The 21,313-nt window shown below is 48.0% G+C and carries 26 protein-coding genes and 1 tRNA gene; 20 read left to right on the forward strand and 7 right to left on the reverse strand.

Features of this window, described 5'->3' with window-relative positions; translation table 11 throughout:
- Nucleotides 1-197 precede the first annotated feature (197 nt).
- The 12 genes from rpmH (at nucleotide 198) to ACFVSO_RS20440 (ending at nucleotide 11,082) form a co-directional block, all read left to right on the forward strand.
- Complete coding sequence (gene rpmH, locus ACFVSO_RS20385) at nucleotides 198-332, forward strand: 50S ribosomal protein L34 (protein ID WP_087572533.1); 135 nt, start codon at nucleotides 198-200, stop codon at nucleotides 330-332.
- Nucleotides 333-434: 102 nt separating this feature from the next.
- The gene (gene rnpA / locus ACFVSO_RS20390) at nucleotides 435-773 is read left to right on the forward strand and encodes a ribonuclease P protein component (protein ID WP_387476956.1); all 339 of its coding nucleotides are present in this window, start codon (nucleotides 435-437) and stop codon (nucleotides 771-773) included.
- Nucleotides 774-880: 107 nt separating this feature from the next.
- Complete coding sequence (locus tag ACFVSO_RS20395; protein ID WP_119803657.1) at nucleotides 881-1,660, forward strand: YidC/Oxa1 family membrane protein insertase; 780 nt, start codon at nucleotides 881-883, stop codon at nucleotides 1,658-1,660.
- Complete coding sequence (gene jag, locus ACFVSO_RS20400) at nucleotides 1,657-2,277, forward strand: RNA-binding cell elongation regulator Jag/EloR (protein ID WP_387476958.1); 621 nt, start codon at nucleotides 1,657-1,659, stop codon at nucleotides 2,275-2,277. The genes ACFVSO_RS20395 and jag overlap by 4 nt, the downstream gene beginning before the upstream one ends.
- 132 nt (nucleotides 2,278-2,409) lie before the next feature.
- Nucleotides 2,410-3,789: a tRNA uridine-5-carboxymethylaminomethyl(34) synthesis GTPase MnmE gene (gene mnmE / locus ACFVSO_RS20405; protein ID WP_387476960.1), complete on the forward strand. Its 1,380-nt coding sequence runs from the start codon at nucleotides 2,410-2,412 to the stop codon at nucleotides 3,787-3,789.
- Between the two features lie 11 nt (nucleotides 3,790-3,800).
- Entirely contained in the window at nucleotides 3,801-5,687 is a 1,887-nt protein-coding gene (gene mnmG, locus ACFVSO_RS20410) for a tRNA uridine-5-carboxymethylaminomethyl(34) synthesis enzyme MnmG (RefSeq protein WP_387476963.1), read from the forward strand.
- A 3-nt stretch (nucleotides 5,688-5,690) separates the two neighbouring features.
- Nucleotides 5,691-6,413, forward strand: a complete 723-nt coding sequence (gene rsmG / locus ACFVSO_RS20415) for a 16S rRNA (guanine(527)-N(7))-methyltransferase RsmG (RefSeq protein WP_387476965.1) — start codon at nucleotides 5,691-5,693, stop codon at nucleotides 6,411-6,413.
- 351 nt (nucleotides 6,414-6,764) lie between these two features.
- Complete coding sequence (gene noc / locus ACFVSO_RS20420; protein WP_387476967.1) at nucleotides 6,765-7,583, forward strand: nucleoid occlusion protein; 819 nt, start codon at nucleotides 6,765-6,767, stop codon at nucleotides 7,581-7,583.
- A 105-nt stretch (nucleotides 7,584-7,688) separates the two neighbouring features.
- Nucleotides 7,689-8,462 (forward strand): ParA family protein, encoded by a 774-nt coding sequence (locus ACFVSO_RS20425; RefSeq protein WP_387476969.1) that lies wholly within the window; start codon nucleotides 7,689-7,691, stop codon nucleotides 8,460-8,462.
- On the forward strand, nucleotides 8,443-9,294 hold the full coding sequence (locus ACFVSO_RS20430) for a ParB/RepB/Spo0J family partition protein (RefSeq protein WP_387476971.1): 852 nt from the start codon (nucleotides 8,443-8,445) through the stop codon (nucleotides 9,292-9,294). The genes ACFVSO_RS20425 and ACFVSO_RS20430 overlap by 20 nt, the downstream gene beginning before the upstream one ends.
- Before the next feature lie 117 nt (nucleotides 9,295-9,411).
- Nucleotides 9,412-10,584 (forward strand): aminotransferase class V-fold PLP-dependent enzyme, encoded by a 1,173-nt coding sequence (locus tag ACFVSO_RS20435; protein ID WP_387476973.1) that lies wholly within the window; start codon nucleotides 9,412-9,414, stop codon nucleotides 10,582-10,584.
- Nucleotides 10,585-10,599: 15 nt separating this feature from the next.
- A complete protein-coding gene (locus ACFVSO_RS20440) occupies nucleotides 10,600-11,082 on the forward strand; it encodes a DUF4446 family protein (RefSeq protein ID WP_387476975.1) in 483 nt (160 codons plus the stop codon).
- 11 nt (nucleotides 11,083-11,093) lie between these two features.
- Here the strand turns inward: ACFVSO_RS20440 and yyaC are convergent, their stop codons facing one another.
- Nucleotides 11,094-11,702, reverse strand: a complete 609-nt coding sequence (gene yyaC / locus ACFVSO_RS20445) for a spore protease YyaC (RefSeq protein WP_387476977.1) — start codon at nucleotides 11,700-11,702, stop codon at nucleotides 11,094-11,096.
- A 108-nt stretch (nucleotides 11,703-11,810) separates the two neighbouring features.
- Between yyaC and ACFVSO_RS20450 the strand changes: the two genes are divergently transcribed.
- The 4 genes from ACFVSO_RS20450 (at nucleotide 11,811) to ACFVSO_RS20465 (ending at nucleotide 13,347) form a co-directional block, all read left to right on the forward strand.
- Nucleotides 11,811-12,050 carry a putative Se/S carrier protein gene (locus ACFVSO_RS20450; protein WP_387476979.1) on the forward strand — a complete coding sequence of 80 codons (240 nt, stop codon included), beginning with the start codon at nucleotides 11,811-11,813 and terminating at the stop codon, nucleotides 12,048-12,050.
- 37 nt (nucleotides 12,051-12,087) lie between these two features.
- On the forward strand, nucleotides 12,088-12,942 hold the full coding sequence (locus ACFVSO_RS20455) for a mechanosensitive ion channel family protein (protein WP_387476981.1): 855 nt from the start codon (nucleotides 12,088-12,090) through the stop codon (nucleotides 12,940-12,942).
- Between the two features lie 2 nt (nucleotides 12,943-12,944).
- Entirely contained in the window at nucleotides 12,945-13,163 is a 219-nt protein-coding gene (locus tag ACFVSO_RS20460) for a DUF951 domain-containing protein (protein WP_387476983.1), read from the forward strand.
- 93 nt (nucleotides 13,164-13,256) lie between these two features.
- Nucleotides 13,257-13,347, forward strand: a tRNA-Ser gene (locus ACFVSO_RS20465).
- A gap of 331 nt (nucleotides 13,348-13,678) precedes the next feature.
- Here ACFVSO_RS20465 and ACFVSO_RS20470 read toward each other — a convergent pair.
- The 3 genes from ACFVSO_RS20470 to ACFVSO_RS20480 form a co-directional block, all read right to left on the reverse strand.
- Nucleotides 13,679-14,332, reverse strand: a complete 654-nt coding sequence (locus ACFVSO_RS20470; RefSeq protein WP_387476985.1) for a hypothetical protein — start codon at nucleotides 14,330-14,332, stop codon at nucleotides 13,679-13,681.
- 25 nt (nucleotides 14,333-14,357) lie between these two features.
- The gene (locus ACFVSO_RS20475) at nucleotides 14,358-14,897 is read right to left on the reverse strand and encodes a zinc metalloprotease (protein WP_387476987.1); all 540 of its coding nucleotides are present in this window, start codon (nucleotides 14,895-14,897) and stop codon (nucleotides 14,358-14,360) included.
- A 582-nt stretch (nucleotides 14,898-15,479) separates the two neighbouring features.
- The gene (locus tag ACFVSO_RS20480) at nucleotides 15,480-15,662 is read right to left on the reverse strand and encodes a YjzC family protein (protein WP_387476989.1); all 183 of its coding nucleotides are present in this window, start codon (nucleotides 15,660-15,662) and stop codon (nucleotides 15,480-15,482) included.
- A gap of 239 nt (nucleotides 15,663-15,901) precedes the next feature.
- Between ACFVSO_RS20480 and rpsF the strand changes: the two genes are divergently transcribed.
- The 4 genes from rpsF to ACFVSO_RS20500 all read left to right on the forward strand — a co-directional run bounded on the left by rpsF (nucleotide 15,902) and on the right by ACFVSO_RS20500 (nucleotide 18,812).
- The gene (gene rpsF / locus ACFVSO_RS20485; RefSeq protein ID WP_387476991.1) at nucleotides 15,902-16,186 is read left to right on the forward strand and encodes a 30S ribosomal protein S6; all 285 of its coding nucleotides are present in this window, start codon (nucleotides 15,902-15,904) and stop codon (nucleotides 16,184-16,186) included.
- Nucleotides 16,187-16,223: 37 nt separating this feature from the next.
- Complete coding sequence (gene ssb, locus ACFVSO_RS20490; protein ID WP_387476993.1) at nucleotides 16,224-16,748, forward strand: single-stranded DNA-binding protein; 525 nt, start codon at nucleotides 16,224-16,226, stop codon at nucleotides 16,746-16,748.
- A 25-nt stretch (nucleotides 16,749-16,773) separates the two neighbouring features.
- Nucleotides 16,774-17,055: a 30S ribosomal protein S18 gene (gene rpsR / locus ACFVSO_RS20495; protein ID WP_116048423.1), complete on the forward strand. Its 282-nt coding sequence runs from the start codon at nucleotides 16,774-16,776 to the stop codon at nucleotides 17,053-17,055.
- Nucleotides 17,056-17,357: 302 nt separating this feature from the next.
- Nucleotides 17,358-18,812: a SulP family inorganic anion transporter gene (locus ACFVSO_RS20500; RefSeq protein WP_387477591.1), complete on the forward strand. Its 1,455-nt coding sequence runs from the start codon at nucleotides 17,358-17,360 to the stop codon at nucleotides 18,810-18,812.
- 72 nt (nucleotides 18,813-18,884) lie between these two features.
- On the opposite strand, the gene ACFVSO_RS20505 is transcribed toward ACFVSO_RS20500, so the two are convergent.
- From ACFVSO_RS20505 to ACFVSO_RS20515, 3 genes are all read right to left on the reverse strand, one after another.
- Nucleotides 18,885-20,273 carry a TrkH family potassium uptake protein gene (locus ACFVSO_RS20505; protein ID WP_387476996.1) on the reverse strand — a complete coding sequence of 463 codons (1,389 nt, stop codon included), beginning with the start codon at nucleotides 20,271-20,273 and terminating at the stop codon, nucleotides 18,885-18,887.
- Complete coding sequence (locus ACFVSO_RS20510; RefSeq protein WP_387476998.1) at nucleotides 20,260-20,925, reverse strand: potassium channel family protein; 666 nt, start codon at nucleotides 20,923-20,925, stop codon at nucleotides 20,260-20,262. The genes ACFVSO_RS20505 and ACFVSO_RS20510 overlap by 14 nt, the downstream gene beginning before the upstream one ends.
- Before the next feature lie 110 nt (nucleotides 20,926-21,035).
- Nucleotides 21,036-21,272: a hypothetical protein gene (locus tag ACFVSO_RS20515; protein ID WP_387477000.1), complete on the reverse strand. Its 237-nt coding sequence runs from the start codon at nucleotides 21,270-21,272 to the stop codon at nucleotides 21,036-21,038.
- Nucleotides 21,273-21,313 lie beyond the last annotated feature (41 nt).

The following is a 21,313-nucleotide window of genomic DNA, read 5'->3' on the forward strand; positions in this document are numbered from 1 at the left end:
TATTAGTTACTGCCAGAATAAACGCCTGTGGACAATTATCCACATGCCGAATCAGTCACATGATTTGCCAACGGCTGCATAAGGGAGGAGACATTGACTTTTGGGCGTCAGCGTGGTTTAATTATAAAAGTGATTTTTAAAACAGGGGCGGCGTATGCCGTTTTCGAATTCACATGTAATATAGGAGGTGCAGCATAATGAGACCTACATTTAAACCGAATGTAAGCAAACGTGCGAAAGTGCATGGCTTCCGCAAACGGATGAGCACGAAGAACGGTCGTAAAGTTTTGGCGGCTCGTCGTCAAAAAGGCAGAAAAGTACTGAGCGCGTAAGCAGAAGACCACGTAAAGGTGGTCTTTTTTTTTGCTTACATTTAGATAAGTGTATTCTTGGAGATAATGAGATGATGAGGAAGGGATCGGTGACGGGCAGTCATGCGCAGGTCATTGCGTCTTCGCAACCGCGAGGATTTCAACCGAATTTACAGGGGCGGCAAGTCATTCGCTAACTCACAGTTCGTCGTCTATTGGTCGAGGCAGCGGGTGGCGGACCCGTTCCGGCTTGGCGTATCTGCCAGCAAGAAGATTGGCAATGCCGTCATGCGTAACCGCATGCGCCGCATGTTGAAGGAAATTGTTCGTCATCTGGAGGGTCGCGTACAGCCGCATACGGACCTTATATTAATCGTAAGGAAACCGGCGACGACGTTGTCGATGAAAGAGATGGAGAAGAGCGTCATCCATGTACTGAAGAAGGCCGGTTTGCTGAAATGATCATCAAGCCGCGGGACAAGCGCCCAGCTTGTTTATTTGTGCTATAAATTATGGTATAGTCTATCTTGGAATAGAACTATGCGGATAGCTCTCAGAGAGGAGATTACATGTTGTTTCGGAATTCTAAGCGAAAATGGCTTCTAGTGCTTGGTTTGGTCATGCTGATGGGATTGCTCGCAGGTTGCGTGCCCGCAGACCATACCATGGAGACGGAGGACCTACTTAAGGGTAACTTCTGGGAGAAAAACGTTGTTTATTACTTTGCGATCACGCTTGATTCGTTCGCCGGATGGTTAGGCGGTTCGTATGTGCTTGCGATCCTGTTGCTCACGATTATCGTCCGTACGGCAATCCTGCCGCTGACGATTAAGCAATTCCGCAGCTCCAAGGCTATGCAAGCGCTCCAGCCGCAGATGGCGGAGATCAAGAAGAAATATAAGGACAACCCGCAGAAGCAGCAAGAAGAGACAATGAAGCTGTTCCAGACGCATCAAGTGAATCCGATGGCGGGCTGTTTGCCGCTGATTGTTCAGATGCCGGTCTTCATCGCGCTTTATAACGCGATTTATTGGAACAAGGACATTCGTACGGACGATATTTTCGGCTTCGTGCTTGGTGAGCCAAGCCCGTGGTACTTCTTGCCGATCTTGGCGGCTGCGACGACATTCATCCAGTCGAAGATGATGCAAAAAACACAAACGCAGCAAATGCCGGGCATGTCGATCATTCTGACGATCTTCCCTGTGTTGATCTTCGTGATGTCGATGTCGTTCCCTGCGGCGCTTCCGTTGTACTGGGTATTCAGTAACATCTATACAATTGTTCAAAACTACTTCCTGTACGTACGTTCATCAGACAAGGGTAAGAAGGAGGTCCTTGCGAAATGAAGAAAATCGTTGCATCGGGCAAGACGATAGACGATGCTGTGCGTTATGGATTAACACAATTGCAAGTTACGGAAGATCGCGTGAAGATTGTTGTGCTGGAGCAGCCCTCCAAAGGGCTGTTCGGATTGATTGGCGTCAAAGAGGCGAAGGTGGAGCTTGAGCTTATACCGGATGCCTTGGAGGAAGCCGAGAAATTTCTACTTGATGTAGCAAGAACAATGGGACTGTCGGTCCGTATCGATCGTAAGCAGACGAAGGACGGCATGCAGCTGTCCGTATCGGGCGAAGGCGAGCTCGGGATGCTGATCGGACGTCGCGGCGGTACGTTAGACGCTTTGCAGTACTTGGTGAATATTGTGGCTAATCGTTTTTCGAACAGTCATCTTCGTATCGTTCTCGATGCAGAGGATTTTCGCGAGCGTCGCCGCAAGACGTTGGAGGAGCTCTCCGATCGTCTGGCGGGACGCGTCATTCGCACAAGGAAAGAAGTTGTGCTGGAGCCGATGACGCCGCTCGAACGCAAGGTTATTCATTCCCAGCTTCAGAATCACCCCAAGGTGAGAACATTCAGCAAGGGCGACGAGCCGAACCGGAGAGTCGTCATTGCGCTGAAGTAGGATGAACTCTTTCTATACTTATACTCGATATGCAGCAATGGCTTCCCAAGGTCATTGCTGTTTTTCCATTCGGAATAGAAGTTTGACTAAGGTAATCAATTTAGGCCTGATTCTGAGAGGTGCTGATTCAACATGATTCAAGATACAATTGCGGCCATCTCCACAGCAGTCGGAGAAGGCGGTATAGCGATTATACGTATAAGCGGACCGCAAGCGATTAGCGGGACGGATACGATTTTTCGGTCGAAAATAAGTCTAAAGGACGCCGATTCGCATACGGTGCATTACGGACATATCATAGATCCAGCCTCCGGCGAGCAAGTGGAGGAAGTACTCGTTACCGTGATGAAGGGACCACGCTCCTTCACAGCGGAGGATGTTGTAGAGATTAACGCGCATGGCGGCGTTATTGCGGTGAAGAAGGTGCTAGACGTTGTGCTGCAGCTGGACGGTTATCGGACGGCGGAGCCGGGGGAATTCACGAAGCGTGCTTTCTTGAACGGCAGAATCGATCTGATGCAGGCTGAGGCGGTTATTGACCTCATTCGTTCCAAGTCGGATCGCGCTTTCTCCGTGGCACGCAAGCAAGCAGAAGGCGTTCTGTCCAAGCGGATCAAAGCGCTGCGGCAGACGGTCATTGAGCTGCTAGCACATATTGAGGTAAATATTGATTATCCGGAGCATGATGTCGAGGCTATGACGAGCGCCTATATCCGGGAGCAATGCGAGCTCGCCATTACGGAGATCGATAAGCTGCTAAAAACGGCAAACGAAGGCAAAATATTGCGTGAGGGCATTATGACGGCGATTGTCGGACGGCCGAATGTCGGGAAGTCTTCGCTTATGAATGTGCTGACGCAGGAGAATAAGGCAATCGTCACGGATATTCCGGGGACGACGCGTGATGTGATCGAGCAATTTGTTACACTGAACGGGATTCCACTAAGGCTGCTGGACACCGCAGGCATTCGCGAGACAAGCGATGTCGTAGAGAGGATTGGAGTCGAGCGTTCCCGCGATGCGTTGCAGGGAGCAGATCTCATTCTGTTCGTTCTGAATTATAATGAAGCGTTGGGCGATGACGACCGTCAGCTGCTGGAGCAGCTAAAGGACCGTTCAGTCATCGTTATTATTAATAAGATGGATCTTCCCGGGCACCTGGACCTTGGTGAGGTAGAGCAATACGTGTCACCGGAAGCTATTGTTCGAATGTCGGTGCTGCAGGAGAAGGGGCTCGACATTCTCGAAGCCACGATTAGCGAGATGTTCTTCGAGGGACAGCTGGAAGCAAATGATCTGACCTATGTAAGCAATGTCCGGCATATTGCGCTGCTGAAGCGAGCGAAGCAATCGCTGGTCGATGCGATTGAGGCTACGCATGTCGGTATACCGATTGATGTGATTCAAATAGATGCGCGCCAGGCTTGGGAGTCGCTCGGCGAGATTCTGGGCGATGAAGCGGGCGATTCGTTGATTGACCAAATATTTTCACAGTTCTGTCTTGGAAAGTAGGGTGATCGATAATGAGATATGTAGCGGGAGAATATGATGTGATCGTCATTGGCGCCGGCCATGCCGGCTGTGAATCAGCCCTCGCATCGGCCCGGATGGGCTGCGAGACGCTGCTTCTGACGATTAATTTGGATATGGTGGCGTTCATGCCTTGTAATCCATCTATTGGCGGTCCGGCTAAAGGCCATGTCGTGCGGGAGATTGATGCGCTGGGCGGCGAGATGGGACGCAATATCGATAAGACGTTTATCCAGATGCGCATGCTGAATACAGGCAAAGGGCCTGCAGTTCATGCACTGCGCGCTCAAGCCGATAAGTTTTCGTATCAGCATCTGATGAAGAAGACGATCGAGGAGACGCCTGGACTGACGCTCCGCCAAGGGATGGCGGAGGAACTGATTGTCGAGGACGGCAAGTGCGTAGGCATCGTAACGAAGACAGGTGCTATCTACCGTGCTAAGGCGATCGTAGTGACAACAGGTACTTATCTGCGCGGCAAGATCATTATGGGTGAGTTGATGTACGAGAGCGGACCGAACAACCAGCAGCCTTCACTGCGCCTGTCGGCCAGCTTGAAGGAGCATGGTCTGGAGCTCATTCGTTTCAAGACGGGTACTCCTCCGCGTGTGCATAAGGATACAATCGACTTCTCGAAGACGGAGATTCAACCGGGCGATGAGAAGCCGAAGTTTTTCTCGTATGAGACGGAATCATCCGATAACGAACAGCTGCCTTGCTGGCTGACGTATACGTCGGAGAAGACGCATCAGATCATTAACGACAATCTGCATCGCGCACCGATGTTCACGGGTGCTATCGAAGGCACAGGACCGCGTTACTGCCCATCCATTGAGGATAAGATCGTCCGCTTCGCCGACAAGCCGAAGCATCAGATCTTCCTGGAGCCGGAAGGGAAGCATACGTCGGAATATTATGTTCAAGGGTTATCCACAAGCATGCCGGAGGATGTACAGTTAGATATTTTACGTTCTATTCCAGGATTGGAAAAAGTTGAGATGATGCGCAATGGCTATGCGATTGAATATGACGCCGTTATCCCCACTCAGCTTTGGCCGTCGCTGGAGACAAAGAAGATCGATAGCTTATTCACAGCTGGACAAATCAATGGCACCTCGGGTTATGAGGAAGCGGCAGGACAAGGCGTCATGGCGGGCATCAATGCGGCTCGCAAAGTGCAGGGGAAAGAGCCGATTATTATCGGACGTTCCCAGGGCTATATTGGCGTTATGATTGATGATCTTGTGACAAAAGGAACGAATGATCCATACCGATTGCTGACTTCACGCGCTGAATACCGTCTGCTGCTCCGTCATGATAATGCGGATCTGCGTCTCACTCCGCTCGGGTTTGAGATCGGACTGATTAAGGAAGAACGCTACAATCAGTTTTTGCGTAAGAAGGAGCTGGTAGAGCAAGAGGTGGAGCGTCTGAGCAATACTCGGATTAAGCCGGATGATGTGGCAGAGATGCTGGAGTCGGCCGGTTCCGCGCCGCTTACGCAGGGTGGAGATATCCTTTCACTGCTGAGAAGACCAGAGGTTACTTATGACCATCTGGCAAGTGTATCGCCTTCGCCTTATGATTTGACGGATGAAATGAAGGAGCAAGTCGAAATTCAAATTAAATACGCCGGATATATCGAAAAACAGCTGCATCAAGTCGAACGATTGAACAAAATGGAGAAAAAGCGGATTCCGGATGACATTGATTATAATGATGTGAATGGCCTGGCTAATGAGGCCAAACAAAAGCTAATTGTTATTCGTCCATTGTCGATCGGCCAGGCTTCGCGTATTGCAGGCGTTACACCTGCGGATATCTCCATCTTGCTCATCTACCTGGAGCACTATAATCGCGTCACGGCGGCAAGAGGATAAGCAATGGATAAAACAACAGAGTGGTTCACGCAATTGCTGAAGGAGAGAGGCATTCCTCTCTCCGGGCAGCAGCTCCAACAGTTCGAACTTTATTACACGATGCTGGTAGATTGGAATGAACGAATGAATCTGACAGGTATAACGGAGCGGGATGCTGTCTATGAGAAGCATTTCTACGATTCCGTGTCCCTGGCTTTTTATACGGATGTGAATAAAGTGCAGCGACTGGCCGATATTGGTTCAGGCGCTGGATTCCCTAGTATCCCTCTCAAAATCTGTTTCCCTCATCTGAACGTATTGATCGTAGATTCACTCAATAAGCGAATAGGCTTCTTGAAAGCATTAAGCGAGCAATTAGAGCTATCGGGTGTAGATTGCGTTCATGGCAGGGCAGAAGATATAGCCAGACTTCCGGAACATCGGGATCAATATGACCTGGTAACGGCAAGGGCGGTAGCAAGGTTGAACGTACTGAATGAGTTCTGCTTGCCTTTTGTGAAGAAAGGCGGAATATTTGCTGCGATGAAGGGCGCTCAATCAGATGAAGAGGTGAGGGAGGCTTCTTTTAGCCTAAAAGAGTTGAAGGGAAGGCTATTGTCTCAGCATGCTTTCAGCTTGCCTAATGAACAATCAGAGCGCCATATCGTGCTGGTAGAAAAGAAGGACGTTACGCCTAAAAAGTATCCGCGAAAAGCGGGAACACCTTTGAAGCAGCCTCTTCTATAAACGGTAATGTTTCACGTGGAACATTACTTCTGTCCGTATGGAACGACAAGAAGACTATTTCGTATGATTATAATCGAAATCTTTTTAGATTTGTGACGAAATATCAGAATTTATAGGTGATTGCTTAGTATTTTCTGCAATCATTTCCTTTGTCAAGCAGGAGATCAATCGAAGCGAGTCGAATTTAATGATTATCGAAAATTTCGTTCAATTAGAACTTTAAAGTTTCTCCTCGAAAGTAGTCTAAGCTTGTAAAGATATAAGGTGCGTATTGATGGAATGAACGCTATTATCATGCGTCAAACGTTAAAAGCTTAGGATTTATTACAGGGTCGGGTGGTAGTCATCGATATGAAAGAACAACTTTCTCGATTGTTCGGTTTATCCGAGCAGCGTACGGGGCAAGAAGAAGTGCGTCAAATACCGATTGGTGATATCGATACGAGTCCGTTTCAACCTCGTACGGTATTTGATGATGAGCGGATTGATGAATTGTGTCAGACTATTAAGACACATGGCGTCATACAGCCTATCGTTGTTCGTATCCGCAATAATCGTTATGAGATCATTGCTGGGGAGAGACGTTGGCGTGCAGTGACAAAGCTGGGGTTCGATACAATTCCGGCTATCGTTCGCGAGTTTAATGATTCCCAGACGGCTTCTATCGCACTAATTGAGAATTTGCAGCGCGAGGGGTTAACGGCTATTGAGGAAGCGGTAGCTTATCAGAAGCTGATTGAGCTGCATCAATTGACGCAGGAAAGCTTGGCACAGCGTCTAGGGAAGAGTCAATCGACCATTGCAAACAAGCTTCGGTTGTTAGCTCTGCCAGAGACGATTAAGATCACGTTAATGGAACGGAAAATTACGGAACGGCATGCTAGGGCGCTATTGTCACTCGATACGGAAGAGCTTCAGCTTAAAGTATTGGAAGAGGTTTTGGCAAAGGATCTCAATGTAAAACAAACCGAAGTGCGCATTGCCTTCTTGAAGGAATCGGCCAAGGCTAAGAAAACGAAGCGAATCTCGTTCACGAAGGATGTACGCCTGGCGCTCAATACGATCAGGCAATCGATCGAGATGGTCTCAGGGTCTGGATTGCAAATTAAGACCAATGAAAAGGATCACGAAGATCATTACGAGATTACCATTCAAATTCCGAAAAGATAAGTTATTTTCCCAATATTTATTATCCTTTAGACAACTATTAGCCGCCTTCAATTGAGGGCGGCGATGCCATTTGTACAAAAGTTTCACTCATGAGGTGAGTTAGAAGTGTCGAAAATTATTGCAATTGCAAATCAGAAGGGCGGTGTCGGTAAGACGACAACGTCTGTTAACTTGGCAGCCTGCCTCGCTTCGCTTGGCAAGAAGGTGCTATTGGTGGATATTGATCCCCAAGGTAATACAACAAGCGGACTAGGCATTAATAAAGCGGATGTGCCGAATTGTATCTATGACGTATTAATTGATGACGTACATCCGAAGGATGCAATGGTTGAAACCAGCGTGCCGGGACTCACCGTCATACCCGCAACAATCCAGCTAGCTGGTGCAGAAATTGAATTGGTGCCTACGATCTCTAGAGAATTGAGATTGAAGAAGTCGCTTCATATGGTAAAGAGTCAATTCGACTATGTTCTGATTGATTGCCCTCCTTCCTTAGGTATTCTGACGATTAACTCGTTAACCGCTGCAGATTCTGTTCTTATTCCTATCCAATGTGAATATTACGCGCTTGAGGGCTTAAGCCAGCTGTTGAATACAGTGCGGCTTGTTCAAAAGCATTTGAATACGACATTGCAAATTGAAGGTGTGCTTCTGACGATGCTGGATGCAAGAACAAATCTTGGCATACAAGTCATTGAAGAAGTGAAGAAATACTTCCAGCAAAAGGTGTATCAGACGATTATTCCTCGTAATGTGCGTCTGAGCGAGGCGCCGTCTCATGGACAAGCAATCATCACATACGATCCGAGATCAAAAGGTGCAGAAGTTTATCTTGAACTTGCGAAGGAAGTGATCATGTATGAGCAAGCGGCTAGGTAGAGGGCTTGATGCATTAATCCCATCGCTATCCGTGAATGATGATGATAAAATCATTGAAGTGCCGATTAGTCAGCTGCGTGCGAATCCGTATCAGCCGCGCAAAACGTTCGACGAGGATTCAATTAAGGAATTGGCTGAATCGATCAAGCAACATGGTGTTATCCAACCCATTATTGTACGGACCGTTCTGAAGGGTTACGAGATTATTGCGGGCGAGCGGAGATTCCGTGCATCGCAGTATTGTGGCAACACTACGATTCCAGCTGTAGTTCGTTCATTCTCCGATCAGCAAGTGATGGAAATTGCTTTGATCGAGAATCTACAGCGTGAAGATCTGAATGCTTTGGAAATTGCGGTAGCGTATCAAGCCTTAATGGACAAGTTCAATCTGACTCAGGAAGAGTTAAGTTTGAAGGTAGGGAAGTCCCGTTCTCACATTGCGAACTTCGTTCGTTTATTGTCACTCCCGGCAGAAATCAAAGATTATGTTTCACGTGGAACAATTTCGATGGGACATGCAAGAGCATTAGCCGGTATTAAGGAGCAGCCAGTTCAGAAGGAATTGGTGGAGTTGACGATAAACTCTGAATGGAGCGTACGTGAGCTGGAGGATGCGATACAAAAACTGGATTCTAAGCAAACTCCTCAGCAGAAGACGCAGAAGCAAAAGAAAAGAGATCCGTACATTGAATCGCTAGAGGAAAACCTGCGAGAGCAATTCAAAACAACGGTGAAGATTAAGCAACAAAAGGATAAAGGGAAAATCGAAATTCAATACTACAACAAGCAAGATCTGGAGAGATTGCTTGAGCTGCTGCAGCGTATGGCTTAATTAAATAATCATTCGACAGAATGAAAGGAACAATGGCATATCCAAGTTGTAATCTTTCGATTGAAGGATTAAACTAAGATATGCCATTGTCATTTCAATGGGGGAAGGAGCGTTCGGATGAACCGAGAAGGACAACCATTCATTTATCTGGACCAAGCGGCAACATCATGGCCGAAGCCGCCGGAAGTGACAGAAGCGGTCGTGCAAGCGACGCTCCATGATGCCGCCAATCCCGGAAGAGGCAGCCATGCGATGGCTGTTCGGGCGAGTCGAATATTATTTGAGACAAGAAAACAATTGGCCAAGCTGTTTCATATTAAAAATCCAAATGATATTGCATTTGCTTCTAATACAACGATGGCACTTAATATGGCGATCAAGGGTTGGCTAAAACCGGGCGATCATGTCATCGCGACAACAATTGAACATAACTCGGTAAGAAGGCCGCTATATTATTTGGAACAGACGATCGGGATTGAAGTTAGTTACATCGAGTCGGACTTGACGGGCAAACTAAAGGTGGAAGATGTGGAGTCTGCCATTAGACCCCACACCACATTAATTATATTGAATCATAGCTCCAATCTGCTCGGAACCATTATGCCAGTAGCTGATGTTGGGGAGTTGGCGCGCAAGCATGGGATCAAGCTGCTTGTTGATGCAGCTCAGAGTGCAGGTATATTGCCAATCGACGTTGAGGCGATGGGGATCGATATGCTGGCATTTCCAGGACATAAAGGATTGCTAGGGCCGCAAGGTACAGGCGGGTTGTATATCTCTCCGAATATGGACATTGAACCCCTGTTGCATGGAGGGACAGGCAGCCAGTCTGAAGCTCTGCATCAGCCGCATGTAAGGCCGGATCGCTATGAAGCTGGCACGCAGAATACGCCAGGGCTGGCGGGTCTTCAGATGGGCGTCAGACACATCCTGAAGGAAACGGTCGCATCTATTCATGCCAAGGAATGGGCGCTGTCACAGCGGCTTCTGGAGGGTCTGAATGGCCTTGATCCGGTGCAGGTGCTAGGGCCTGGGATCGGGGAAGAGAGAACAGGCATTGTGGCATTCAATGTGGAGGGTATTGATCCTTCAGAATTGTCCTTTATTTTGGATCAGCACTATAACATTGCCGTAAGAGCGGGGTTCCATTGTACGCCGATGGCGCATGCGACGGCTGGCACATCTGCCACGGGAGCAATCAGAGCAAGTGTAGGGATATATACAACGCCGGATGAAGTAGAAACGTTCTTACATGCGATTAAGGAAGTTACAGAGCAATACGGGATATAGGGGATGGGATGAATCATGGACGAGTGGTATTTGGACCCGATATTTATCATAACAGTGGTACTGGCATTTATCGTAATATTGTTGTTCATAAGGGTATTGGGGCTGGGGTCGAAACTGAAAAAGCTCCGCAAACAGTATTTGGCTGTGATGGGGGAAACGGGTGTTACGAATATTGAAGAAGTTATCGTTGATTTGAAAAACGAGTTGGATGAGCAGCGTGAGCAGGTTGATCGTCTGCAAAACGAGCTAAGAAGTGTTCAAACAGCACTGCCTCAGATGAAGACGAAGCTCGGCATACATCGGTACAATGCATTTTCCGATGGAGGCAGCGATTTGAGCTTTTCCATTGCCATAGTGAATGAAGAGAAGGATGGAGCGGTATTCTCTGGACTGCATGGCCGTGACAGCACATATGTGTATGCGAAGCCGGTAGAGAAGGGCGAGTCCCCCTATCCGCTGACGCCGGAAGAGCGCAAGGCGATGCAGGAGGCCAAGTAAGCATCTGCGGCTTAAGTGAGATCCGCTGCGGCCGTCTGATCACAGACAGAGGAAGAGATATGCATATGGTTGGCGATCGCTGTGAATAGACTGGTTGCGATCACATCCGACATTCTCATGACGAGATGAAGCCTGGTATTTTGCAAGACGAAATATTCCATAAATCCCCCTACGTTCACGATGCCGGTCACGTGAATGTCTCCGACGGGAGGCAGGTCTTTGTTCACACCGGCGCCCGGACGAACAGGACCTTCGCCGATCTGGATGCAGCCGACGCTTGCAACCTGGCCAAGACAGGCATCAATGCCAATAACAAATGGTTTGTCGAACTTGCGGTTGATATCGATAAGCGTATCTTCCAGATTCATCGCATGGACGGGATCCTCAAGCGTGCCGTAGAGATGGAAGTTCGGACTGCGGTACTTCAATAGCGAGGTGCCGATGAGCGGTCCAAGCGCATCGCCGGTAGAACGGTCGGTGCCAATGCAGACAATGACAATTGGTCGATTCGAAGGGAGACCTTCCAAGAAACCAGAAAGACGATTCACCAGCATGCCAACGATATTTGCAGTCGTGTAGGGCACCTTAAACGGGGCATCCTTCATAAATGGTAGTTTCATAGAATCCCTCCCAATATGGCTTATATGATACTAGTATATGGATGGGACAACCATTTTATACGTCGCGAGGCAAGAGAATTCAGGATAAAGAAGGGAAGGGGTGTCCATATGCTGATCGCATTTGATTCCACACAGCAAGCGCTTCGCGCAGAGATGCTGCTTGAATATGCGGAGATCGAGATTGATATATGTCCGACTCCGAAGGAAATAACGGCAGGCTGCGCGTTATCGATACACTTCCCTGAAGAAGATTTGGACCGGGTGAAAGAGGTTATGGATCAGGAACGGGTTGAAATAAGAGGCATCTTCAAACCGATTGAAGCAGGGTATGAACAGCTAGAGCTATAGCAGGGCGTCCATTACGGATGTATGGAGATGATGAACGATGAATAACTGGTATCACAGCTTGCTGGATACGCTCACTGACCATAATACATGGGAAAATCTCGGTGTCACCGCGATTCGTATCGCGCTTATTATTATAATCAGCAAGCTAATTATATGGCTCGTACATAAATCGCTGGACCGGATTGTGCTGGAGCGCGCAAACAAACATTCGACAAGTCAGGCGCGGCGTATGACGACGGTAGGCAAGCTTGTTAAAAATGTCGTGACGTATATTATGTATTTTATCGGCATGTTGCTGATGCTGTCAGAGGTAGGCATTAACTTGGGGCCGCTGCTGGCGGGTGCAGGCGTAGTCGGTATTGCGATCGGTTTCGGCGCACAAAGTTTGGTGAAGGATATACTGACGGGATTCTTCATTATTCTGGAGGACCAGTTCGCGGTTGGTGACGTCATCCAGACCGGAACATTCAAAGGCACGGTAGAGGTTATCGGCTTGCGTACGACGAAGATATTAAGCTGGACGGGCGAAGTACATATGATTCCGAACGGCATGATCAACGAAGTAACCAATTTCTCGGTCAATAATACGCTTGCTGTGGTGGATGTGTTGGTCGCTTATGAGGCGCAGGTGGACAAGGCGATGAGTATTATATCTGACACGATGAAGCAAATGGAGCATGAGAACCTGGTGAAGCAGCCTGAGGTGCTCGGTGTGCAGCTGATGTCCGCTACCTCGGTTACGATACGGGTGACAGCGGAGTGCAGGCCAAACACGCATCATATGGTGGCCAGGACGATGAATAAGGCCATTAAGGACGCACTGGACCGCAACGGCATAGAAGTGCCGTATCCGCGCATGGTGACATATCAGAGAACGTATGAGGAGGGGTAAGGATGGATCGGAAGCATTTTGAGCTTGGGGATATTGTTCAGATGAAGAAGCAGCATCCTTGCGGCACGAATGAGATGGAGATTATCCGTATGGGCATGGATATCCGGATCAAGTGCGTAGGGTGCAAGCATAGCGTCCTCATTCCAAGAATGAAGTTCGAGAAAAACATGAAGAAAGTACTTCGCTCGAAGGCTAGTGAAGAGGGACAGAGTGAGGCATAACAGGCGATTTGTTCCACGTGGAATCTTTGTTTAAAGTCATGAAAAAGGTGCTTGCGGAGAGACAAGTTGTGTGATATATTATTTATTACATGCGGAGAGGTACCCAAGAGGCCCAAGGGGGCTGACTCGAAATCAGCTAGGCGTGTCAAAGCGTGCGTGGGTTCGAATCCCACCTTCTCCGCCATAACCCGTAAAAGCCCGCTGTTATGCGGTTCCAGTACGATATGTGATACGAAAGCATACCGTCAATACATACGTTAGTGCGCTAGCTGGTTACGTTAGGCCTAACTGATTCGATCCTTCTACGTCAATAATGCGTAGGGGGTTTTTTCGTTATGTTAAATACTATTTTAGTATGTTGTTTCTACGGAGTTAGGGGAGAAATCATAAAAGGTTAAGTACGTGTGAAAAATGAGGCGCAAAAGCATGTTTTTACCGAGAGAAGTGAAGTAAGCAAAATAAAAAGGCCCTTTCGGGCCAAAATTAATCTTCATTCGATTGAAAAATCCTTGAACTCATTTATTTCTTAGTTGATCTAATAGTTTCTGGTCTACTTCTGTATTTCTGCGAGGTAATGTGGAATCAATTCGTTTTAACTCCATAATCATATCCGTGGTGTCAGTTGCAATTCTTTTCAAATAATTGGTGCTTTCGGATGAAAAACTCATTTGTGCACCTTCTATATCAATGATTCCTTGAGTAGGGTTTATGAGCGTATATGGCTCACCTGGAGAACGGTCATCATAGCTGTTAAGAAAGAGTAGATATTCTTTTCCTAGTCTTACGAAATCACCGCTACCTGATTCCTCATAAATTACTCCTTTGTACTTGCCGCCTGATTGTTTTATTGTAATGTTTGAACCAGGAGGGGGGCCTTTCACAGTATTAATTACTTCAAGCTCTGATAACGTGTGCACAACATTTAATGGCGGCTCAGTTTTATCAAGATTGATATTCCATTCCTGCGGAGCTTGAACGGATTTTACTTTTGCTACGACAATAATATCTGCATCTCTTACAGCTTCATTAACAGTAGTATAAACCTTATAGTCAGCATGACTAATTATTCGCTGTGGTTCACTAGAACTGCAGGCTGTCATAGATAATAGCGTTATTAAGAGTAGAAGCAAAGTGATTTTTTTAAATGTGAGGGTTGAATTCATCAGCATTAATAATTACCACCTTTCGGTTCTATTACCAGTATGCCTTAACTCCATCAATGTCATCTTTAGTAGGCTTAAAATAATATTCTCTATTTCTATTATTGTTCATAATAGCAGAACCAGATGATAAATCATCCAAGTGAAGTGCATGACCAAATTCGTGAGCGAATGCGCTTTGAGGAGTGTTAACAATAGTTACTCCATTTAATAAATCTTCTGCGATTCGATCACCATTAATGCGAATTTCAAATCTAGTTGCTTCACCAGATGAATTAAGTGTGTAAGGTTGGTAATATCCATACCAGCTTTGGCCGTAATTACCAGCAACAATAGTATTAGTTGATGAACTATCTTGTTGTAAAAAAACAGAAGCTGGGGTACCAACCATCCAGCTTGCTGCAGCATTGATAAGCGCTGTGGAGTAAAGGGAATTTAAATTCACATTTTTGAAAGTCATACTTGGTGAATGGTATCCATGAGGGTATAATACATACGCAGAAATATTTGTGTTTGCAAAAATGAGAATCATGGAGGCAAGCAATACAGTTTTGAAAATTCGTTTCATTTTCAATGGCACCAACCTTCATAAAATTATTAACAAAATTTTCATGGGCTATTTTTACTTCATGAAATCCCATCCCCTCTATCCGGAAAATGAAGTAAATATAACTAATAATTGATCAGACGTTCAAAACATCCATTTAGTTTCATGAAAATCCAAAATTTAATAAAATTAAGCGGATTCTCATGGTTGCCTTTAAAAGTTAAAAAAACAGCAAGAAAAGAGGACCCTTGCGGGCCCTCTTTCTGACGGTGAGTTGGATTGGTTGCGAATATTATTTCCAAACTCTTATTAGCTTGAAACGTTGGAGATCAACATTCCTCATCGGAGTTAATCAGCAAGCGCTTCATGAATCCTCATGAGCACGTATAACTAAGCTACGCAGAAGCGTTCGCTTACTTATAGGCTCGAAATGTGTGTGTGTTACAGACCGTGGTCTTTAGCACAACCCCTCGCTTCTATGCTGAAGTGAATGAAAAAGAATACGCTTGATTACCTTGCACCAGTTGGTCCAATGGAACCACACCTCTCTTACACCGTCGAAACTTAGAATGCCCGTTTACGAATGTTTCATACATGAGGGCTTAAAAATTATTTTGGCATCCGAATCCATTTGCGTTCGTGATTCGTGTTCTCGGGGAATTGTTCTCCCTTGTGAAGCTTAACTTTCTTCGGGTTCTCAATGCCCATGTGGAAGGAATTAACGCCCGCCTCAATGTACGTACCGTTATTCGGAGCCCGGTCGCCTTGGTTAAACATCGTAAATTCGCCCATATCAGCACCTCCAGATGAAATGTAGAACCAGCTGACTGCTGTGGCAGAGCATTTGCAGAGCAGCATCGTCCATGATTTAGTATGAGCCAGATCGCAGGCGGGCATGTCTGACAGAATTCGGTGGGGAGCATGCCTTGTCATTGGAGGTAGAATTTGATATAGTATAGAGATGCGAGCCTAGGGGCTCGTTCCTTGCTCCGCATTGCGGGGCCGTTAGTCCAAAAGGGAGGTGAAACAATATGCGCAAATATGAAGTGATGTACATCATTAGTCCAAACGTAGAGCAAGAGAACGTTCAAGCTTTCGTTGATAAGTTCAATGGCATCATCTCCAACGGTGGAGAGGTTACGAAAACAGACGTAATCGGCAAACGCCGTCTTGCGTATGAGATCAACAAGATTCGTGATGGTTACTTTGTTCTGGTACACTTCAACGCAACAACTGAAGTTGTCAATGAGCTTGACCGTATCATGAAGATTACGGATGAAGTTATCCGTACGTTGATCGTCAGAGACGTAGCTTAGTTTTCCACAGGAATTTGTTCAATGGGGAGGTCATGACATGTTGAACCGTGTAATATTGATTGGCAGATTGACGAGGGACCCAGAGCTCCGTTACACGCCAGCCGGAGTAGCAGTGACGCAATTCACGCTAGCCGTAGACCGACCGTTCACGTCGGGTCAAGGAGAGCGCGAGGCGGATTTCATTCCGGTCGTGACGTGGCGCCAGCTTGCGGAGACCTGTGCCAATTACTTGCGTAAAGGCCGTCTGACGGCTGTAGAGGGACGCATTCAAGTGCGGAACTACGAGAACAATGAGGGCAAGCGTGTGTATGTAACGGAAGTTATTGCAGACAACGTCCGGTTCTTGGAGTCGAGCCGCGAAGGTGGAGCTCCGCGTGAGGAAAGCGGCGGCGGGAATAGCGGTGGTGGCGGTAATACGGGCGGCTATAGTGGAGGAGGCAACAACTCTTCTTATAGCGGTGGGAATAGCGGCAACCGTTCGAATCAATCACGGAACGACAATGATCCGTTCAAGGATGACGGACGCCCGATTGACATTTCCGAAGATGATTTACCATTCTAACTATTGACGATAAGGAGGATGTATCATGGGCTTCAAGCAAAGAGAAGGCGGCGATGAGCGTCCAGAACGCAAATTCGGCGGCCGTAAAGGCGGACGTAACAAACGTCGTAAAGTTTGTTACTTCACTGTAAACAAAATTTCTCACATTGACTATAAAGACACTGATTTGCTGAAAAAGTTTATTAGCGAGCGCGGCAAAATTTTGCCACGTCGTGTAACTGGCACAAGCGCGAAATACCAACGTTTGCTGACTGTTGCAATTAAACGTTCCCGTCAAATCGCATTGCTGCCATACACGACTGAATAGTCTGTATCAGCATAAAGGAAGGGTCCTCTTCGGAGGGCTCTTTTTGCTTTGTGCGGAAGGTAGCTTTAATAAGGGGATCGGCTAGTAAGAAGAGGGACCCAATTGTTCGGACAGACGAAGAGAAATGAAAAGCGGAGCATTACTGAGAATAGATAAGAAATGCAATTATTAATACGCTTACATCGCTAAAAAATAGGATGAACGACAGGACAACTCTATGTATAATAAAAAACGTTGATCATCGGCCCCGACCTTTTTGAGAGTGGAAGGTCACCTACATACAGCATAGAGGAGGATTTTTTATTTTACTGTCAAAACTGAAAAACACCTGGTTTTTCAACATCCGAGGCGATGTTCTGGCAGGGATTACGGTAGCGCTGGCATTGATTCCGGAGGCTATCGCATTCTCGATTATTGCCGGTGTCGATCCCATGGTAGGACTGCATGCTTCATTCTGTATTGCAGTTATCATCTCGCTCGTAGGAGGACGTCCGGGGATGATATCAGCCGCTACAGGAGCGATGGCCGTCCTCATGGTGACGCTGGTTGCTGATCACGGGCTGGAGTATCTGTATGCCGCAACGATTCTGACAGGCATCCTTCAGTTTATTATCGGCTCGCTTAAGCTGGGGCGCTTCATTACCTTTGTGCCGCAGTCTGTCGTGACCGGCTTTGTGAATGCGCTGGCGATTCTAATCTTTATGACGCAGCTCGTCCAGTTTGAAGGGGCGACATGGGTTATGTATGCGTTGGTTGCAGGGACACTGCTGATTATCTATGGCCTGCCCCGCATCACGAAGGCCGTACCCTCAGCACTTGTTGCCATTATTGTGATGACAGGGGTAACGGTGTTCGGTGGCATTCAAGCGAATACGGTAGGAGATATGGGGGAGATTACGCGTTCGCTGCCGCTCTTCCATGTACCGGATATTTTGCTCAATTGGGATACACTCGCTATTATTTTTCCTGTCTCGCTGACGCTGGCAATCGTCGGGCTTCTGGAGTCCCTCATGACTGCCACCATACTGGATGAAGCGACGAATACGAAAAGCGACAAGAATAAGGAAGTACGCGGTCAAGGGATCGCTAATACGGTGACAGGCTTCTTCGGAGGCATGGCCGGCTGCGCCATGATCGGTCAGTCTGTTATTAATGTGAAGTCCGGCGGTAGAGGCCGGTTGTCAACGCTGACCGCTGGCTTGGTACTGCTATTCCTCATTATGGTATTGGGGGATGTCGTACGGGTTATTCCGATGCCTGCTTTGGTAGGGGTCATGATTATGGTATCTATTGGCACCTTCGATTGGCGGTCCATTGTGAATATGAAGCGCATACCGGTGGCCGATACGCTGGTTATGGCGACGACAGTTGCTGTCGTCGTGTATACGCATGATCTGGCGAGAGGGGTGCTGGTCGGGGTGATTATGAGCGCGCTAATCTTTGGCTGGAAGATTGCACGGATACAAGCGGTCTCTGAGCTGGAAGCGGGCGGACGCAAGGTGTACCGGATTCGCGGCCAAATGTTCTTCGGAACAATGAGTCACTTCACTGATCTGTTCGATCCGCAGGGTGATCCCGATCGAATTGCCATCGACTTCTCGGCCTCGCATGTCTGGGACCATTCAGCCGTCACGGCGATATCCAAGGTAGTTGGCAAGTATGAGCAGCTTGGCAAGTCGGTAGACATTCTAGGCTTAAATGAGGAAAGCCGCCGGTTGGTGGACAAGATTGGACTAACCACCACATCAGGACATTAATGGTATAGGTTCTACAGAACAAAAGAAGGCCCGCAGCGACACCCGCTGCGGGCCTTCTTCGTGTATCCCCAATTAACCAATAAGGATATGATCCTCCGGGTATCCGATCTTGGAGGTTTGTTTCTTCTGCGATAAGGCAAAGGCCAGTGTAAGCGGACCAAGCCGACCGATGAACATGGTAATAGAGACAATGACTTTGCCGATGTCGGATAAGTCGCCTGTAAGCCCCATAGAGAGGCCGGTTGTACTGAAGGCCGAGGTTGCCTCGAAGAGCACCTCCAGGAAGTGGTCCTCCAGCATGTCCTCGGTAATCGTCAGCACCAGCGTGACGAGCAGGACGCAGGCAAGCGAGCTTATAACGACGGCTAACGCTCGCATGACAGAGTCTTGCGAGATTTTGCGCTCGAATGCATGGATTTGTCCGCCTCCGCGGAACGTATTGAACGTAGCCAGCAGCAGGACGACAACGGTGTTAATCTTGATGCCGCCGCCGGTACCGCCAGAAGCCGCTCCAATGAACATGAAGATAATCAGCAGGAACTGCGACACGGCCAGCATGCTTCCGATATCGACCGTGTTGAACCCGGCGCTCCTTGGCGTGAAGCTTTGGAAGATGGACGCCATAATCCGTTCGCTGACCGTCAGATCCCCGTAGGTTGCGCTATTCCAGCTCTCCAGCAGGAACAGAAGCAGGAAGCCGGTTACGGACAGGATCGCCGTAGCCAGAATGACGATCTTGGAATGGAGCGACAGCTTGCGCCAGGAGCGCTTGCGGACAATGTCAACGACGACGATATAGCCAAGTCCGCCGACTACGAACAAGGTAATAATGATGAAGTTCACAATCGGATCGCCGACATGCTGGCTAAGTCCGTCCGACCAAAGGGCGAAGCCTGCGTTGTTAAAGGCGGATATGGAATGGAACAATGCGTAGTAGGCAGCATTGCCAAGCCCCATCTCACCCTCCCAGCGCAGCGTCAGAATCAGCGTCGCAATCGATTCGAATAAGAATACGATAAGAACCATGTACAGCGACAGCCTCACCAAGCCTTGCGCAGAGGTGGACTGGGTGGAGTGCTGGATAATGAGACGTTGCTTTAGGCCGATTTTTTTGCCTAACAGGATCGCGACCATAACGCCCAAGGTCATGAAGCCGATACCGCCAATCTGGATCAGAATCATAATGATGACTTGTCCAGCTACCGAGAAGGCGGAGCCGGTATCGAGCACGACGAGACCGTTCACGCAGACGGCGGACACCGCTGTGAACATGGCGTTCAAGAAACCGACGGAATGTCCCGTACTGGAGGAGAACGGCATGCTTAGCAACACAGTACCGATGCAGATTAAGAAGAAAAACACAATCGTTATCAGTTGAGGCGGGCTAATGTTGTTCTTGAGCCGATTGATGGTTCGCTCGGCAAAGCTCTGTTCATTGCGCCTCGTTCTAAGGGCGTCCATAATCGCTCTCCAAATCTCTTATATCATCGTAACTGCCTATAATGAGAAGAATATCTCCGGTATGAATCGCATCCTCGGCTTTCGGCGACACGTTGATGTTCTGCCCTGTCTTGATCGCCATAATGGTGCAGCCGTAACGCGCGCGGATATTCAGATCCTTTAGCGAGAGGCCGTTCATGGCAGGAGGGGCCAGGATCTCGGACAGATTATATTCCGGCGACAACTCGATATAATCGATCAGGTTGTCAGAGCTGAGCTGATTGCCCAGCCGAACACCCATATCCCGCTCAGGATAGATCACATAATCCGCGCCGATCTTGTTGAGCACGTTGCCGTGCATTTCATTGCGGGCTTTGGCCGTTACCTTCGGCACCTTCAGATCCTTCAGCAGCAGCGTGGTCAGAATGCTCGCCTGCAGGTCGTCGCCGATGGCCACGATGGCATGCGTAAAGTTGCTTGCGCCAAGCTCGCGCAGCACGGACTCATCTGTACAGTCGGCCTGGAGCGCATGGGTCGCAATCGACGCCATCTCCTGCACAAGCTGCTCATTCTTATCGACCGCCAGCACCTCATGCCCGTTCTCGATCAGCGTGCGTGTCAGGCTGGAGCCGAAGCGTCCGAGGCCAATGACCAAAAATTGTTTCTTCATCATGAATCACATCCTGGCAATAGTGGGTTCAAGCCGGAGCATAATGCTGGTAATTTAGCTTGATGTGTTACATGATAGGAGACAACATTCCTTTTGTCAAAGGCTATTTCGGCCTATTGACGCGGCGTTCTCTTTACGATGCGAATGTATTCTCGCGGATAATAGGGCGTGTAGATTGCGCTGTCTCCATACATGCCTTCATCCTGATAGATTCGGTAGCTTTCTTCCGGAAGGGGAACGCGCATGGCATAGGACTCGCGCTCGGCCTTGAGCTGACGGTGAGCGATGGCGCTTGCTCCGATTAATGACAGGGCTACAAGGGAACATATTATTATTTTGGACCTAATCACGGGATTTGACTCACTCCTTTACTTATGAGTAATCCCCTTAT

The organism is Paenibacillus sp. NPDC057967, from assembly GCF_042887015.1.
Classification (GTDB): domain Bacteria; phylum Bacillota; class Bacilli; order Paenibacillales; family Paenibacillaceae; genus Pristimantibacillus.